The sequence below is a fragment of the Citrobacter werkmanii genome, assembly GCF_008693645.1.
Taxonomy (GTDB): domain Bacteria; phylum Pseudomonadota; class Gammaproteobacteria; order Enterobacterales; family Enterobacteriaceae; genus Citrobacter; species Citrobacter werkmanii.
The window spans coordinates 1,989,489-2,007,787 of the sequence record NZ_CP044101.1 but is presented as its reverse complement, the minus strand read 5'-3'; the positions used below and the strand labels follow the sequence as shown (position 1 = coordinate 2,007,787).

At 53.4% G+C, this 18,299-nt stretch carries 12 protein-coding genes; 4 read left to right on the top strand and 8 right to left on the bottom strand.

Annotated features, from left to right (window positions below):
* Positions 1-241: 241 nt before the first annotated feature.
* Positions 242-868: an isochorismate family cysteine hydrolase YcaC gene (gene ycaC / locus FOB24_RS10200; RefSeq protein ID WP_016152433.1), complete on the top strand. Its 627-nt coding sequence runs from the start codon at positions 242-244 to the stop codon at positions 866-868.
* Between the two features lie 108 nt (positions 869-976).
* Here the strand turns inward: ycaC and FOB24_RS10195 are convergent, their stop codons facing one another.
* From FOB24_RS10195 to lrp, 8 genes are all read right to left on the bottom strand, one after another.
* Positions 977-1,840, bottom strand: a complete 864-nt coding sequence (locus FOB24_RS10195) for a dimethyl sulfoxide reductase anchor subunit family protein (RefSeq protein WP_087857564.1) — start codon at positions 1,838-1,840, stop codon at positions 977-979.
* 1 nt (position 1,841) lies between these two features.
* Complete coding sequence (locus FOB24_RS10190; RefSeq protein WP_038639290.1) at positions 1,842-2,459, bottom strand: DMSO/selenate family reductase complex B subunit; 618 nt, start codon at positions 2,457-2,459, stop codon at positions 1,842-1,844.
* Between the two features lie 10 nt (positions 2,460-2,469).
* Positions 2,470-4,914 (bottom strand): dimethylsulfoxide reductase subunit A, encoded by a 2,445-nt coding sequence (gene dmsA, locus FOB24_RS10185; RefSeq protein WP_150344857.1) that lies wholly within the window; start codon positions 4,912-4,914, stop codon positions 2,470-2,472.
* Between the two features lie 206 nt (positions 4,915-5,120).
* Positions 5,121-6,413, bottom strand: a complete 1,293-nt coding sequence (serS, locus tag FOB24_RS10180; RefSeq protein WP_003035737.1) for a serine--tRNA ligase — start codon at positions 6,411-6,413, stop codon at positions 5,121-5,123.
* A 91-nt stretch (positions 6,414-6,504) separates the two neighbouring features.
* A complete protein-coding gene (gene rarA, locus FOB24_RS10175; RefSeq protein ID WP_150344856.1) occupies positions 6,505-7,848 on the bottom strand; it encodes a replication-associated recombination protein RarA in 1,344 nt (447 codons plus the stop codon).
* 10 nt (positions 7,849-7,858) lie between these two features.
* Entirely contained in the window at positions 7,859-8,470 is a 612-nt protein-coding gene (lolA, locus tag FOB24_RS10170; protein ID WP_150344855.1) for an outer membrane lipoprotein chaperone LolA, read from the bottom strand.
* 111 nt (positions 8,471-8,581) lie between these two features.
* Positions 8,582-12,520, bottom strand: a complete 3,939-nt coding sequence (gene ftsK / locus FOB24_RS10165; protein ID WP_150344854.1) for a DNA translocase FtsK — start codon at positions 12,518-12,520, stop codon at positions 8,582-8,584.
* 134 nt (positions 12,521-12,654) lie between these two features.
* Entirely contained in the window at positions 12,655-13,149 is a 495-nt protein-coding gene (gene lrp / locus FOB24_RS10160; RefSeq protein ID WP_002439523.1) for a leucine-responsive transcriptional regulator Lrp, read from the bottom strand.
* 547 nt (positions 13,150-13,696) lie between these two features.
* Here lrp and trxB point away from each other — a divergent pair.
* The 3 genes from trxB (at position 13,697) to cydC (ending at position 18,268) form a co-directional block, all read left to right on the top strand.
* Positions 13,697-14,665, top strand: a complete 969-nt coding sequence (gene trxB, locus FOB24_RS10155) for a thioredoxin-disulfide reductase (protein WP_003831889.1) — start codon at positions 13,697-13,699, stop codon at positions 14,663-14,665.
* 114 nt (positions 14,666-14,779) lie between these two features.
* Positions 14,780-16,546 (top strand): heme ABC transporter permease/ATP-binding protein CydD, encoded by a 1,767-nt coding sequence (cydD, locus tag FOB24_RS10150; RefSeq protein ID WP_150344853.1) that lies wholly within the window; start codon positions 14,780-14,782, stop codon positions 16,544-16,546.
* On the top strand, positions 16,547-18,268 hold the full coding sequence (cydC, locus tag FOB24_RS10145; protein ID WP_069323242.1) for a heme ABC transporter ATP-binding protein/permease CydC: 1,722 nt from the start codon (positions 16,547-16,549) through the stop codon (positions 18,266-18,268).
* The last annotated feature ends 31 nt before the right edge of the window (positions 18,269-18,299 follow it).

Sequence of the window (18,299 nt, the reverse complement as noted above, 5' to 3'; positions counted from 1 at the left end):
CAAAAACACATCTGCTTGTTTTTATTGATCTAAAACAAAAATCTCACGTTACGTTCAGTCGAAAAATTTCATGGACTCCCCTTACTTTTATTTCTTACTAAACTCTATGCGAGATGCAGAGCGGTATTGTCTTCGAAATAGAACAGTCAGTTCTTATTTATACTTCCAGTCCGGATACCGTTCTTTCTCCAGACTTAAACTCATCAAATTTCCCGCACCGATGCCGAACAGGAGAAATATCATGACGAAACCTTACGTAAGACTTGATAAAGATAATGCGGCAGTATTGCTGGTCGATCATCAGGCTGGCTTGCTCTCTCTGGTTCGGGATATCGATCCCGATAAATTCAAGAATAACGTGCTTGCCCTGGGTGATCTGGCAAAATACTTCAAGCTCCCGACTATTCTGACCACCAGTTTTGAAACAGGACCGAACGGACCGCTGGTACCGGAACTGAAAGCTCAATTCCCCGATGCGCCTTATATTGCTCGCCCGGGAAACATCAACGCGTGGGATAACGAAGATTTTGTGAAGGCGGTGAAAGCGACTGGTAAAAAGCAGTTGATCATTGCTGGGGTCGTGACGGAAGTTTGTGTCGCCTTCCCTGCGCTCTCCGCGATAGAAGAAGGGTTTGACGTTTTTGTCGTCACTGATGCTTCAGGTACATTTAACGAAATCACCCGCCATTCAGCATGGGATCGGATGTCGCAGGCTGGCGCGCAATTGATGACATGGTTCGGCGTCGCGTGTGAACTACACCGTGACTGGCGTAACGATATCGAAGGGCTGGCGACGTTGTTCTCTAATCACATTCCGGATTATCGCAATCTGATGACCAGCTACGATACGTTAACGAAACAGAAATAAAAAACCGGGGAAAAACCTGGCGTAACATAATGCCTGATGGCGCGCGCGTTAAGGCCTACGGATCTGTAGGCCGGAGAAGGCACGAGCCGCCATCCGGCATATTATGAATTAGCTTGCAACCGCCATACCGACAGTCATATGCAGGCCATAGAACACGCCACGACCAATCAGCTCGCCGACTATCAACAGAATAAACGCGACGGAAAGCAGTGGTATTGCGGGTTGGTAACCTTTGACTTGCGGTACAATCCAGCAGCACAACGCTAACGCCAGTGCCACGATCCGCCAGGCCATCAGTGAGCCATAATCCGGAACCAGCGCAGACGCCTGTTGAATCGAACTGTGGATCGTCGCCAGTTCGGCCCCCTGCATTACAGACATAATGGCGCTTATGACCAGAGCAAGAACCGAAATGGCAGGCAGCAGACGCATCGCCCAACCGTCAATACCGGCAATTCTCAATAGCAGATATCCCAGCAGCGGACCGCCCATAAACAGCGTCAGGAAGAAACCCAGCGGCGTCCAGACGCTGTACCAGGTCGGCACGGTATCAATGGTGTTATACACACGTACCATCATCCAGACAAAAACGACGCCCAGCACCATGGTGACAACTAACCACAGATTGCGTAGTGCGGGCGGCATTTTTTTCAACATCGCCAGCAGCCAGCCGACGCCGCCAATGGCAAAGAACACTGAACCACTGGCGATTTCATTGCTCAGCGCAGAAGCGCCTACGCGATTGAGCGAGTTAAAGGCACGCATCGGCGAGCCCAGATGGAGCATAGAAGCAATAAAGCCAATACCCATCAGTACCCACAGCCCGAACATGCAGGCGATTACCCGCTGCTGTGATTCAGGACGTAAGTCCCCTTTCATTAACGCCAACGCCAGAACGATAAAGCCACCAACCACACACTGTCCGAAGACCGTGAAGATCATCAGCGGCCATTCATGCCATCCACTTCCCATCTTACACCTCCTTCGGATTGGCCAGATAACCCGTGGTATCCCCGGTCGGGCGGCTATTGGCGTTAGGTTTGATAACAATGCTCGGTTTGGTGAAGTGCGCGCCCGGTAGTGGCGCAACCGCGGCCAGAGTACCGTGTTTTTTGCGCAGTTCGTCAATCGGACCGAAATCCAGCGCACGCAGTGGGCAGGACTCAACGCAGATAGGTTTCTTACCTTCAGCGACGCGTTCATGGCAGCCATCGCATTTGGTCATATGTCCTTTTTCAGCATTGTACTGGGGCGCACCGTAAGGACAGGCCATGTGGCAATACCGACAGCCAATGCACACATCTTCATCCACGACGACAAAGCCATCTTCACGTTTGTGCATCGCGCCACTCGGACACACCTTGGTGCAGGCCGGGTCTTCACAGTGGTTACAGGCAATAGAGAGGTAATAGGCAAAGACGTTTTGATGCCAGACGCCATTGTCTTCTTGCCAGTCGCCACCCGCGTACTCGTAAATGCGGCGGAAACTGACATCCGGGGTTAAATTTTTGAAGTCTTTGCAGGCCAGTTCGCAGGTTTTGCAACCGGTGCAACGGCTGGAATCAATAAAAAATCCATACTGGGTTGTCATCGGTTACTCCTTACACCTTTTCAACCTGAACAAGGTTCGTATGTGACGGATTCCCCTTCGCGAGAGGAGAAGGACGCTGAGTCGTCAGGACGTTAATACAGCCGCCCTGATCCACACGCTTCGTGTCCGGGTCGTACCAGGCCCCTTCGCCTAATGCCACCACGCCGGGCATCATACGCGGGGTCACTTTCGCTTCGATATGCACCTCGCCACGATCGTTAAAGATGCGTACTTTGTCGCCGTTGTTAATGCCACGTCGCTGCGCATCCAACGGATTGATCCACATTTCCTGGCGGCAGGATGCTTTCAGAACATCTACGTTGCCATAGGTCGAGTGAACGCGAGATTTGTAGTGGAAGCCGGTCAGTTGCAGCGGGAATTTCTCTACCAGCGGATCGTCTAAACTTTCAAAGCCAGGGGTATAAATCGGCAATGGATCGATCACATCCCCTTCCGGCAGTTCCCAGGTTGCCGCGATCTCGGCAAGCTGCTGCGAATAAATTTCGATCTTACCCGACGGCGTGGTGAGCGGATTGGCTTTGGGATCCTCACAGAACGCTTTGTACGCCACGTGATGCCCTTCAGGATCTCGCTGCTTAAAGATGCCTTGTTTGCGGAACTCTTCAAACCCAGGCAGTTCAGGAATGGCTTTACGCGACTGCTCATACAGATGACGCATCCACTCTTCCTGAGTACGACCTTCGGTAAACTGCTGCTCGACGCCAAGGCGTTTCGCCAGCTCGCTGGTCATCTGGTAGATAGTCTTGCATTCGAAACGTGGTTTGATCACCTGATCGGTGAAAATCACATAGGACATGTTTCCGCAGGACGCATCCAGCGCGAAGTCCATCTGTTCGGAAGCGGTACAGTCTGGCAGCAAAATATCCGCATATTTCGCCGAGGAGGTCATATGGCAGTCGATGACCACGATCATCTCGCACTTTTTCTCATCCTGCAGGATTTCGTGCGTACGGTTAATATCAGAGTGCTGGTTAATCAGGCAGTTACCAGCATAGTTCCAGATCATTTTAATCGGAACATCAAGCTTATCTTTGCCGCGAACGCCGTCACGCAGCGCCGTCATCTCCGGGCCACGCTCAATAGCGTCCGTCCACATAAACATTGAGATGCTGGTTTCAACAGGATTTTCCAGCGTAGGCATACGCTCAAACGGCAGACTGTATGAACCCTCACGCGCACCGCTGTTGCCGCCGTTGATACCAACATTACCGGTCAGAATGGCCAGCATAGAAATAGCGCGGGTCGCTATTTCACCGTTAGCATGACGCTGCGGCCCCCAACCCTGGCTGATGTATGCCGGTTTAGCGCTGCCAATTTCACGCGCCAGTTTGATGATACGGTCAGCGGGAATACCGGTAACCTGCGCCGCCCATTCCGGGGTCTTGGCAATACCGTCTGTCCCCTCCCCAAGAATATACGCCTTATAGTGGCCATTCTTCGGCGCATCGGCCGGTAAGGTTTTCTCGTCGTAACCCACGCAGTATTTGTCGAGGAACGCCTGGTCCACCAGGTTTTCGGTGATCAGAACATACGCCAGACCATTAACCAGCGCCGCATCTGTACCAGGACGGATCGGGATCCATTCATCTTCACGCCCCGCGCCGGTGTCGGTATATCGGGGATCGATAATAATCATCCGGGCATTGGATTTCTGGCGCGCCTGTTCAAGGTAGTAGGTTACCCCGCCCCCGCTCATACGGGTTTCACCAGGGTTATTACCGAACAGCACCACCAGCTTGCTGTTTTCTATATCGGACGGGCTGTTACCGTCGGCCCAGCCGCCGTAGGTGTAGTTCAACCCGGCAGCGATTTGTGCCGAAGAGTAGTCCCCGTAGTGATTCAGGTACCCACCACAGCAGTTCATCAGACGTGCCACCAGGGTTTTACCCGGCGGCCAGGAGCGTGTCAGGGTGCCACCTAGCGTGCCGGTGCCGTAGTTCAGGTAGATAGATTCGTTACCATAGTCTTTAATCAGACGCTGCATGTTGCTGGCAATAATCTCGTACGCCTCATCCCAACTGATGCGCTCAAATTTACCTTCGCCGCGCTTACCGACACGTTTCATCGGGTATTTCAGACGATCGGGATTATAAACGCGACGACGCATGGAGCGACCACGCAGACAAGCACGCACCTGGTGCAGGCCGTCATAGTTATCATCACCTGTGTTGTCGGTTTCGACATATTTTATTTCACCGTCTACCACATGCATCCGCAGTGGACAGCGGCTACCGCAGTTCACCGTACACGCGCTCCAGATGACTTTCTCATTGCGCTGCGTGGGATTAATGGCTTCTGCAGCGTTTGCAATACGGGTAAATGGCAGGGTAAACGCGCTACTGGCCACCGCCAGCCCGCCTATCGCCGTCGTTTTTACCAAACCGCGGCGACTAACCTCAGCTGCCAGCACGGCATCGGGGATCTTAGTTTTCATAGGGGCTCACTCTGCTGCTCACAATAAACAAAAAATAAATACTCGTTGTATATATTTTTATATATCGCTAGTATCACTATACAGACTGGTAGATACTGACTTTCATTCGAAGGCAGTATTACTCCTATGTAGGTAAGGGTTATTGTCCGACGTCAAACGGGCATAAAAAAAGCGCCCTGAGGCGCTTTTTAGCATAGAAAGATAGGTTAGCCGATGAATTCCAGGCCATTCATGTACGGACGTAATACTTCCGGAACCTGAATGCGGCCATCTGCCTGCTGATAGTTTTCCATTACCGCCACCAGCGTACGTCCAACTGCCAGACCGGAACCGTTCAGGGTATGCACCAGACGGGTCTTTTTGTCGGATTTGCTGCGGCAACGCGCTTGCATGCGACGCGCCTGGAAATCCCACACGTTGGAGCAGGATGAGATTTCGCGATAGGTATTCTGCGCTGGGATCCACACTTCCAGATCGTAGGTTTTGCATGCGCCGAAGCCCATGTCGCCTGTGCACAAAATGATCTTACGGTACGGCAGACCCAGCAGTTGAAGAACCTTCTCGGCGTGGCCGGTCATCTCTTCCAGTGCGTCCATTGAATCTTCCGGACGAACAATCTGCACCATCTCAACTTTATCGAACTGGTGCATACGGATCAGACCACGGGTATCACGACCGTAAGAGCCTGCTTCAGAACGGAAGCACGGCGTATGCGCGGTCATTTTGATCGGCAGCACATCTTCGTCAATGATTTCGTCACGCACCAGGTTAGTCAGCGGAACTTCGGCCGTTGGGATCAGCGCGTAGTTGCTGCTGTCAGCTTCTTCGTCCAACGGACGGGTATGGAACAGATCGCCAGCGAATTTCGGCAGTTGCCCGGTACCGTACAGCGTGTCATGGTTAACCAGATACGGAACATAGTTTTCGCTGTAACCATGCTGTTCGGTATGCAGATCCAGCATGAACTGAGACAGCGCACGATGCATACGTGCGATCTGCCCTTTCATGACCACGAAACGAGAGCCGGTAAGCTTCACCGCAGCGGCGAAATCAAGACCCGTGTGCATTTCACCCAGGGTAACATGATCGCGGACTTCGAAATCAAACTCACGCGGTGTACCCCAGCGGCTGACTTCGACGTTGTCATTTTCATCTTTACCCACCGGAACTTCATCCGCTGGCAGGTTAGGAATGGTCAGCGCAATGTCGCGGATCTCGGCCTGTAAGGTATCAAGTTCAGCTTTCGCGGCATCCAGCTCTTCGCCCAGTTTGTTCACTTCCAGACGTAAAGACTCGATATCTTCCCCGCGCGCTTTTGCCTGGCCAATGGATTTCGATCGAGAGTTACGCTCTGCCTGCAGGTTTTCAGTTTGTACCTGCAGAACTTTACGACGCTCTTCAAGAGCGCGCAGCTTATCTACATCCAGCTTAAAGCCCCGGCTTGCCAGTTTTTCTGCGACTGCGTCTGGCTCATTACGCAGCAGATTGGGATCGAGCATGCTTATCCTGTGCTTATCGAATTAAAATGGGAAAAGTGACCACAGCCTGCGGTCACAGGGATACAGAGACAACATTACCGCAACGATAACACTAACGGTAGCGTTTTATAGGGCTATTTTGATCCTGTCCGGCGAGCCAGGCGAGCTTTTCGCCAATCTTGCCTTCAAGACCTCTGTTTGTGGGGCGATAATAGCGCGTTTGTGCCATTTCCTGGGGGAAGTACACTTCTCCGGCGGCATAGGCATTTGGTTCATCATGCGCGTAACGATACTCCTGACCGTAGCCCATCTCTTTCATCAGCTTAGTCGGCGCATTGCGCAGGTGAACGGGAACGTCGTAATCCGGACGTTCACGGGCGTCGGCCAGCGCGGCTTTAAAGGCGGTGTAAACCGCGTTACTCTTCGGCGCACAGGCCAGATAGACGATCGCCTGAGCGATTGCCCGCTCGCCTTCCGCGGGTCCCACGCGAGTGAAACAATCCCACGCGGAAATCGCCACCTGCATAGCGCGAGGATCTGCGTTGCCCACATCTTCAGAGGCAATCGCCAGGCAGCGACGGGCAACGTACAGCGGATCGCCACCAGCGGAAATGATTCGCGCATACCAGTAGAGCGCCGCATCCGGCGCGCTACCACGTACCGACTTGTGTAAGGCGGAGATGAGATCGTAAAAGCGATCGCCTTTATTATCAAAGCGCGCGCTGCGTTCACCGGCAATTTCGGTCAGCAATTCCGCTTTTAATACGCGCTTGCCGGAATCATCAACTTCGGCCATATCGGCCATCATTTCCAGCGTATTCAGCGCCCGCCGCGCATCACCATTAACCAATTCAGCAATCGCCCGACGCGTCTCTTGTGGCAGAACAATATCCTGATCGCCGTAGCCACGCGCTTTGTCAGACATCGCCTGGTCAAGCACCTGTTCAATATCATCGGTGGTTAACGATTTCAGCAAATAAACGCGTGCCCGCGACAGCAGCGCCGAATTCAATTCAAACGAGGGGTTTTCGGTGGTAGCGCCAATAAACGTAATTGTACCGTCTTCAATATGCGGTAAAAACGCATCCTGCTGGCTTTTATTAAATCGATGGACTTCGTCCACAAACAGTATTGTGCGTCGGCCAGCGTTACGGTTCTGACGCGCACGCTCAATCGCTTCACGAATTTCTTTTACGCCAGAGGTGACCGCCGAAATTCGTTCAACATCGGCGTTAGCGTAACGGGCAATAACTTCAGCAAGGGTGGTTTTACCCGTTCCCGGCGGTCCCCATAAAATCATAGAGTGCAGGTGCCCGGCCTCAATGGCGCGGGGCAAAGGCTTACCCGTAGCCAGCAGATGCTGCTGGCCGATATACTGCGCTAAATTTTCTGGCCGCATACGCGCGGCCAGTGGCTGAAAGGTATTATCAGAAAAGTCGAGCGACAGATTGCTCACTCACACGCCTCTATTTACGTTGATCGTCAACCGTTACACCTTGTGGCGGGGTAAAGGTGAATTTAGATGGTTCAATCGCGCCATTCTGCTGCGATTTCAGTTGATAGCTGCTGCGCTGATCGTCTTGCTCAACGGCGCTAAACTGATGGATCGTCCCGTCACGCCCAACATTGATCGTAAACTGTTTCAGGTTTCCGTTGCTGGTTTTCGGCGTCAGCACGAAATCATCGCCGTTTTGCTTAATGTTGTACTGCTGCCAGTCGCTGGCCTGGTTACGCGCAATCAACATGAACGGCGTGTTGCCGGTGGCGTCTTTCAGCCAGGTTGCAGTAGCTTGTTCAACAAACGGGTTAAAGAACCACAGCGTTTTACCATCGGAGACCAGGATGCTCTCGTCAGGCTGCGTCATGTGCCAGTTAAACAGATTAGGACGTTTAACCCATAAATCACCCTGCCCCTCCTGCACTGCCGCACCGCTACCGTCCGTAACCTTTTGCTTAAAGCTGGCATGGAAGCTACTGACTTTATCCAGGCGGCTTTTCAGGTCGCTGGCAGCATCAGCCCAGACGCTGCTCACTACAAAGCTCGACAGTAATGCACAGGTGATTGCGATTCTTTTCATCGTTATTCCTCAAAATACGTCACTCCCAACGGGGAGATCCCTCTGCTATCCATTTCAGGCCAAAAAACAGCATGAGGAAAGTAGATAATACTGAATTACTTAACTTTGCAATCAATCGAAGGGCGGCGGAGCCAACACTTCACGATTACCATTATGCCCTTGCTCACTGACAATTCCCTGCGCTTCCATCTGTTCGATGATGCGCGCCGCTCGGTTGTAGCCGATACGGAACTGTCGTTGAACACCGGAGATGGAAGCTTTGCGTTTTTGGGTAACAAAGTTCACCGCCTGATCGAACAACGGATCTAACTCTTCGCCACCATCAAAGCCGCCAGCGCCACCTTCGCTTTCGCTGTCTGAGGTAATGCCATCAACATATTGTGGACGACCGCGCGCTTTCCAGTCCTGAACCACCGCATGAACTTCTTCGTCACGAACAAAGGCACCGTGTACACGCACAGGAATCGTCGAGTTCGGCGCCGAATAGAGCATATCGCCCATCCCCAGCAGCGATTCCGCGCCGCCCTGATCAAGGATAGTACGCGAGTCAATTTTGCTGGACACGGTAAAGGCAATACGCGTCGGGATATTCGCTTTAATCAGACCGGTAATGACGTCAACGGATGGTCGCTGGGTTGCCAGCACCAGGTGGATCCCCGCCGCACGCGCTTTTTGCGCCAGACGTGCAATCAGTTCTTCCACTTTCTTACCTACGGTCATCATTAGATCGGCGAATTCATCCACCAGAACAACGATATACGGCAGTTTTTCCAGCACTGGATGCTGAACGTCCATGCTGTCGCCCGGCTTCCAGTACGGGTCCGGGATCGGACGTCCCATACGAGCTGCTTCGGCGATTTTCTCGTTATAACCGGCAAGGTTACGTACGCCGAGCGCCGACATCAGTTTGTAGCGACGTTCCATTTCATTGACGCTCCAGCGCAAAGCGTTGGCAGCATCTTTCATGTCGGTCACAACTTCAGTCAGCAGATGCGGAATGCCTTCATAAACCGACAGCTCCAGCATTTTAGGGTCAATCATGATAAAGCGAACGTCTTCTGGCTGCGCCTTATACAGCATGCTGAGGATCATGGCGTTCACCCCAACAGACTTACCGGAACCGGTAGTCCCTGCCACCAGCAGGTGCGGCATTTTCGCCAGATCGGCAACAACCGGTTCGCCCGCAATATCTTTACCCAGCACCACAGTCAACGGGGACGAGTTATCACGGAATTTCGCGTTATCTAACACTTCGCGCAGATAAACGGTTTGACGTTTTTTATTCGGTAATTCCAGTCCGACATACGGTTTACCAGGAATGACCTCGACCACGCGGACCGCAGCGGTCGACAACGAACGCGCCAGATCTCGTGACAGGTTGGAAATGCGCGCCGCTTTAACCCCTGGTGCCAGGTTTAGTTCAAAACGGGTAATGACCGGCCCTGGAGAGTAGTTCACTACATCAGCTTTAATACGGAAGTCCGCCAGACGCGCTTCCACCAGACGCGCCATTTGTTCCAGTGCAAAAGTATCAATCGGCTCAACTTCACTCGGCGGCGGCGTGAGCAGATCTAACGATGGCAGCGGCGTACTCGGACGTTGAACCGGACGGCTGTCGCCGTTACGCATCAAGAGTGGATGGATCAGGCTATCCTGCGGCGGCGGTGTAACAGGCTGTGCTGGCTGCTGGTAATGCTGCTGCGGTGCGACAGACTGTGCCGGCTGCTGATAATACTGCTGCGGTGCGACAGGCTGTGCCGGCTGCTGATAATGCTGCTGCGGTGCGACAGGCTGTGCCGGCTGCTGGTAATGCTGCTGCGGTGCGACTGGTTCCTGGTGCTGCGGCGCAGGCTCCGGCATCACGCCTGGCGTAAACAGCGGCTCATGCGGACCGTCATCCACCAGCGTTTTCATTGGCGAAAATTCAAAGTCATCAAGCGAGAACGGATTGGCCCCGGCAGGCTGTTCGCCGGAATAGCGCTGCTGCTGGGACGAGGCAAACTGGCGAGCCAGTTCCGCTTCTGCGGCCAAATCTTCGTCATCAGTCTGATGGGTATCGTCCTGATAATCATCGCCATAACGGTGCTGCTGAGACTGGGCAAACTGACGTGCCAGCTCATCCTGCTGCATTGCATCAATTTCATCGTCGCTGTACGCATTGGTATCAAGCTGCTCTTCGCGAGCTTTCTCTTCAGCCATACGCTGTGACGGCAGTTTTATGCCATACGATGCTAACTCCCGACGAGTAGGCACGCGCACACGATTCGGGCGCGGCAGTTGCGGGCCAATCCCTTCTTTCACCTGCGGACGCGGCGCACCGCTACCCGCAAGGCTAAACACAGGTGCTGCGGCAGCGGCACTTGCCCCAGAAGCGGCGCTTTTCACCCCGGCAGCCAGCGGCGCAACGGCAGCAACAGACTCAACGGGCGGAATGGAGGCAGCCGTCGGCATAGATGGCATAGACGGCTTAACACGCTCGGGCTCCTGAGCGGGTTCTGGAATAGGCTGATACCAGGCGGCCAACTGCTCACGCTCGCGCGCTCGTTTCTCTTCGACTTCTTCAAAATAGTAGAGCGGCGGACGAGAGGGTTTCGTCTCCTCAACAACTGGCTCAGGTTCCACTACAGAAGGTTGTTCAACCACCGGTTGCTGGAACGCGGAAGATTGTTGGAAGCCAGGCTCCTGCTGATAGACCGGTTGCGGCTCAGGCTCCGGCTGATAAACAGGTTCCTGCTGCCAGTTTTGCTGCGCGGTGAATTCCTGCGGCTGCGGCGCGGCGGGTTGCGCATACACCGGTTCAGACGTTTGCGGTGCGTAATATTCCGGCTGAGGATTCTCCTGTGCAACCGGCTGTTGCCATGGCTCATACGGCTGCTGCACCGCAGGCTGAGCATATTCGGCTGACTGCGGATAACCTTCAGGCGCAGGCGCAATCACCGCATCACCGGTTTGCGGGCCAGGCGCGGATTGCCAGGCAACGGCTGGCGTCGATTGTTCCATAACGGTGCTGGTAACTGGCGACGTTTGCAACAGCGGATCAACCGGCGCGCTCCAGGCCTGCGATGCCGTTGTGGCTGCTGCTGCGGCAGCTACCGGCTCTGTCACCGAATGACCGTTCAGCAGTGGATCGAGTTCGTCGTATTCAGGCAATGTTGCCCGATTACCGGAAAACAGCACATCGTTCGGATCGGCGACCACGCCACGGGCGCTGTATTCAATGTCGTCTTCATCATCCATGCGTTTGCCGGAGAACAGCGCAGCATCAGTATGACGGCCCAGCGGATTGGTAAATTTCTGAGCCAGGCGTTTACGGCGCGCTAACGCACCGCGCAGAATTCGAGCCCGACGCGATTCATGGGGTTTACCATCAGCGGCGTCGACAAACTCTTCTTCATCTTCATATTCTTCGTCATCGACCCAGGTATCGTCGCGGCGGGTACGGTTGCTGGCAAATGTCAGGATATTAAGTAACCAGCCACCCAGTTTTTCCGCAATGCTCACCCATGACCAGCCGGTAAACAGCGTTAATCCCGCAGCCCAGATGCACAAAAGCGTAAGCGTACCGCCGCTACTGTGCAGTAATGGCTGCAGCGTAGTGCTGAGCAGACTGCCAATCACCCCGCCAGAGGCGAAATACCAGATGTCATCGGCGTTAATTGCGGCCAGCCCGCAGGAGGTGAGGATCAGGGCCAGAACGCCAATAATGCGCAATGAAACAGCAAAATAATCGACGTATTCGTCGCTGGCCTGGTGTCGCCAGGCAAACCAGCAGCCGCCGACAATAATGACCGGAATGGTGTAGGCCATGACGCCAAAAATAAAGAACAGCGTGTCCGCCAGCCATGCACCGGGAATGCCTCCCAGGTTATGGATAGGTTCATGCCATGCGGTTTGCGACCAACTGGGATCCGAAGGGTTAAAGCTGAGTAAGGCAGCCATCAACCAGACGGCAAAAAGGGCAATAAGGATCAGTAGCGCTTCCAGAAGTCGGCGCCCGCTGCTTAACTTCGTCAATGTGACGTCTTTGTCTTCAGTGTATTCCTGGCTCAAAAACGGCTCTCCAGGTTTCAGGCTTTTCCTGCCCGATGCTAAAACGGACAACAGCACCGGGTTGCCCCGGCACTGTTGCTGTATGGATTAACAGGAGTGTAATCAAACTGCGTCGATTTTGCACCTGTTCCGTGTTAGCGCGTCTTAATTACCAGACGATTGCTCTGTTTGACTTCTTCCATTACTACATAAGTACGTGTGTCATTTACGCCAGGCAGACGCAGCAGGGTTTCCCCCAGCAGCTTACGGTATGCTGACATATCCGGTACGCGTGTTTTCAGCAAATAGTCGAAATCACCGGAAACTAAATGACACTCTTGAATTTCTTCAAGTTTTTGTACTGCAGAGTTAAATTGTTCAAACACATCCGGGGCGCCACGATTCAGAGTTATCTCAACAAAAACCAGAAGTGATGCATCCAGATAATGTGGGTTTAACAGCGCTGTATAGCCCTGAATGAAACCCTGCCTTTCCAACCGACGCACACGCTCAAGGCAGGGCGTCGGTGAAAGTCCCACACGTTTAGAAAGCTCGACGTTAGAAATACGCCCATCCTTTTGCAGCTCATTAAGAATGTTACGATCAATACGGTCGAGATCTTTGCCAGGGCGCTTCTTACTATCTACCATTATTATTGTCTCTCTGTATTCCTTCCCTACTCCTGCCTGACTCTACTAACATCACTGTTCAGAGTCGCTCCCCATCAAAATAAACCGCAGCCCAGAGGGATTTACGGCTTGCAATGTCTGGGTTTATGGTGAGAAGACCGTTGCCTGTCGGCGGCTATCGACATCACGAATGGCATCTGTCCACACCATGCGTAGATTTCGCTAACACGGTAAACATGGTATCTACATGCATGATTATGCAGCACATACATGACACAGTTTTTTTCTTCCTTGAATGTTTTCGCAAAACAGCAGGGGATTGTCAAAGCAAAACATCGATTTTTAGTACAACATGCCAGTTATTCAGTCGCAGTGATGGAAATTCGTCATTTTATCACCTTATAACTGACCGATTTTAAGTAGAAATCGTTATAGTATTACGACTCAATCTGTCGTTCATCGGTTTCCGCTATTACACATATTGTTAACAAAATCGCCATACTCTTTTTTTACGCCTGTAAATTCCCTACAATCCTGCTCATTGCCTGCCAACAACTATGGGGATCTCATGGGCGCAACCAAACACAGTAAACTTCTTATTCTGGGCTCAGGCCCTGCGGGATATACCGCTGCGGTCTACGCTGCACGCGCTAACCTGCAACCGGTACTGATTACCGGTATGGAAAAAGGTGGTCAGCTGACCACAACAACAGAAGTGGAAAACTGGCCTGGCGATCCGCACGATCTTACTGGCCCATTGCTGATGGAACGTATGCACGAACATGCGACCAAATTTGAGACAGAAATCATTTTTGATCACATCAGCAAAGTTGATCTGCAAAACCGTCCTTTCCGCCTGACCGGCGACAGCGGTGAATACACCTGTGACGCATTGATCATTGCCACTGGCGCGTCCGCACGCTACCTGGGTTTGCCTTCAGAGGAAGCATTTAAAGGCCGCGGCGTTTCCGCTTGCGCCACCTGCGACGGTTTCTTCTACCGTAACCAAAAAGTTGCGGTGATCGGCGGTGGCAATACCGCTGTTGAAGAAGCGTTGTATCTGGCGAATATCGCATCTGAAGTACATTTGATTCACCGTCGCGACAGCTTCCGTGCTGAGAAAATTCTTATCAAGCGGTTGATGGATAAAGTGGAAAACGGCAACATCGTGCTGCATACGCACCGTACGCTGGAAGAAGTGACTGGCGATCAAATGGGCGTAACCGGACTGCGCCTGCGCGATACGCAAAATACTGACAACGTTGAATCACTTGACGTTGCGGGATTGTTTGTCGCCATCGGTCACAGCCCGAATACCGCCATTTTCGACGGTCAGCTCGAACTGGAAAACGGCTACATCAAAGTTCAGTCTGGTATTCACGGCAATGCGACGCAAACCAGCATTCCTGGCGTCTTCGCAGCGGGTGACGTGATGGACCATATTTATCGCCAGGCGATCACTTCTGCTGGCACGGGTTGTATGGCTGCGCTTGACGCAGAACGTTATCTCGACGGTCTGGCAGACGCTTGCAAATAAGTTTTACAAATCAGTAACAAAAGTAAAAAAGGCGACTATAAGTCGCCTTTATTTTTGCCTCGTTGTAACATTGTCCTGCCCAAAAATTCCAATAACTCACCTGCTAAGCGTGCAATGAATAAAACCCGTCAAAAAGAGCTGACCCGCTGGTTAAAACAGCAAAGTGTAATATCCCAACGATGGCTGAACATTTCACGCCTGCTGGGATTCGTGAGCGGCCTGTTAATTGTCGCTCAGGCCTGGCTCATGGCCCGAATTCTGGACCATATGATCATGGGCAATATCCCCCGGGAAGCGCTTCTGCTCCCTTTCATCGTGCTGATTTTGGTTTTCATCCTGCGCGCATGGGTCGTCTGGTTGCGCGAACGCGTCGGGTTTCACGCCGGGCAACATATTCGCTTTGAGATTCGTCGCCAGGTTCTCGATCGCCTGCAACAGGCGGGTCCGGCCTGGATACAGGGTAAACCAGCCGGGAGCTGGGCGACCCTGATCCTCGAGCAGATTGACGATATGCATGACTACTATGCGCGTTATCTGCCGCAAATGGCGCTGGCCGTATGCGTTCCCCTGTTGATTGTGGCGGCCGTTTTTCCGTCAAACTGGGTAGCCGCTCTTATTCTGCTCGGAACCGCCCCGCTAATCCCTCTGTTTATGGCGATGGTCGGTATGGGCGCAGCCGACGCTAACCGCCGCAACTTTCAGGCGCTTGCCCGACTAAGCGGTCATTTTCTCGATCGCCTCCGGGGTATGGAAACGCTGAGAATATTTGGCCGCGGTGAAGCCGAAACAGAAAGTATTCGCGCAGCATCACAGGATTTCCGCCAGCGCACGATGGAAGTCCTGCGCCTGGCATTCCTGTCATCCGGGGTCCTCGAGTTCTTTACGTCGTTGTCTATCGCTCTGGTCGCGGTTTACTTCGGTTTTTCCTACCTCGGCGAGCTCGACTTCGGCCACTACGGTATGGGCGTCACGCTGGCGTCCGGTTTCCTGGCGCTCATTCTGGCACCGGAGTTTTTCCAACCCCTGCGCGATCTCGGGACGTTTTATCACGCCAAAGCGCAAGCCGTTGGAGCAGCAGACAGTCTGAAAACCTTTATGGAAACCCCGCTGGCGCACCCTGAGCGTGGTGAGATTGAGCTGGCGACGAAAGATGCCGTTTCAATTGAGGCTGCAGGTCTGGTCATCACCTCGCCGGAAGGCAAAGTGCTTGCGGGACCGCTCAACTTTACCCTGGCAGCAGGTCAACGTGCGGTAGTGGTAGGACGTAGCGGATCCGGAAAAAGTTCGCTGCTGAATGTTCTGTCCGGCTTTCTTTCTTATCAAGGGTCGCTGCGGATTAACGGTTTTGAACTACGCGACCTGTCGCCTGATTCCTGGCGCAAACAGCTGTCGTGGGTTGGGCAAAACCCGCAGCTTCCTGCCGCCACGTTACGCGAAAACGTACTGCTGGCACGGCCCGATGCCAGTGAAGAACAGCTTCAGGCCGCACTCGACAGCGCCTGGGTGAGCGAGTTTTTACCGCTGCTGCCGCAGGGCGTAGATACGCCAGTCGGCGATCAGGCGGCCCGACTTTCTGTTGGTCAAGCGCAGCGCGTGGCCGTGGCGCGCGCGTTACTTAATCCATGTCAGTTGCTTCTGCTGGACGAACCCGCAGCCAGCCTTGATGCCCACAGTGAACAACGCGTGATGCAGGCATTGAACGCAGCATCGCGCCGCCAGACCACGCTGATGGTGACGCACCAGCTTGAAGATCTTGCCGACTGGGATGCTATCTGGGTCATGCAGGATGGTCAGATCGTTGAACAAGGTAGCTGGGCTGAACTTAGCGCTGCCAACGGTGCTTTTGCAACACTACTGGCTCATCGTCAGGAGGATATCTAAATGCGCGCTTTGCTACCCTATCTGACGTTGTATAAACGTCACAAATGGATGTTAACGCTGGGCATCGTTCTGGCGATCGTTACGCTGCTGGCCAGTATTGGCTTGCTGACGCTCTCAGGTTGGTTCCTGTCTGCTTCTGCGGTGGTGGGCGTCACTGGAATTTACAGTTTTAACTATATGCTCCCCGCCGCGGGCGTACGTGGTGCGGCAATCACCCGAACCGCAGGCCGTTATTTCGAGCGCCTGGTCAGTCACGACGCCACGTTCCGAGTGCTGCAACACCTGCGGATTTATACCTTCAGCAAGCTGCTACCGCTCTCCCCTGCTGGCCTGTCCCGCTATAGACAAGGTGAATTACTTAACCGCGTCGTCGCTGATGTCGACACGCTCGATCATCTTTATTTACGCGTTCTGTCTCCGCTGGTGGGAGCGTTTGTCGTCATCATGGTGGTCACGCTGGGACTGAGCGTTCTCGATTTCACGCTGGCTGTCACCCTCGGCGGTATTATGCTGCTGACCTTATTCATTCTGCCTCCACTTTTTTATCAGGCCGGCAAAAGTACCGGGCAAAACCTGACGCATTTGCGTGGGCAATATCGTCAGCAATTAACCTCCTGGCTGCAGGGCCAGGCTGAATTAACTATCTTCGGCGCCAGTGAACGCTACCGGGCTCAAATGGAAGCCACCGAATTGCAGTGGCATGAAGCGCAGCGACGTCAGTCCGAATTAACGGCACTGTCGCAGGCGATCATGCTGTTAATCGGCGCGCTGGCGGTGATTATGATGTTATGGATGGCCTCAGGCGACGTGGGCGGAAATACCCAGCCAGGCGCGCTAATCGCGCTGTTTGTCTTCTGTGCGCTGGCTGCGTTTGAGGCATTAGCGCCTGTCACCGGCGCGTTTCAGCATCTCGGCCAGGTTATCGCCTCTGCATTACGCATCACCGAACTGACCGAACAGCAGCCAGAAGTCACCTTCCCGGATACCGAATCTCCGGTTTCTGAGCAGCTCACTCTTACCCTGCGTGAGGTCTCATTCAGCTATCCGGGGCAGACGCAAAAAGCACTCGACACCCTTTCTTTACTGGCAAAACCCGGTGAGCACATCGCTATTTTAGGTCGCACCGGCTGCGGAAAGTCAACGTTGCTGCAATTGCTGACCCGCGCATGGGATCCGCAGAGTGGCGAAATCCTGATTAACGATCGACCGCTTTCAGCCCTGAATGAAGCCACGTTGCGCCAAATCATCAGCGTCGTGCCACAGCGCGTACATCTGTTTAGCGCTACGCTTCGCGATAACCTGCTGCTGGCAGCTCCGCACGCCAGCGATGAAGCATTATCCGCGATCCTGCGCCGCGTCGGTCTGGAAAAACTGCTTGAAGACGATGGGCTCAACGCCTGGTTGGGAGAAGGCGGTCGTCAGCTTTCCGGCGGCGAGCTCCGCCGTCTGGCTATCGCCCGCGCCTTGCTGCATGATGCCCCGCTGATGCTGCTGGATGAGCCTACCGAAGGGCTTGATGCCACAACAGAAAGCCAAATGCTTGAATTAATTGGCGATGTGATGCGGGATAAAACCGTGCTGATGGTCACACATCGTCTGCGCGGATTGTCGCGTTTTGATCAAATAATAGTGATGGACAACGGACAAATTATTGAGCAAGGTAATCACGCAGATCTGTTAGCCAGGCAGGGGCGTTATTACCAGTTTAAGCAACGTCTGTAAGCTATTATTGAACGATCAAACTCGCGTAGTG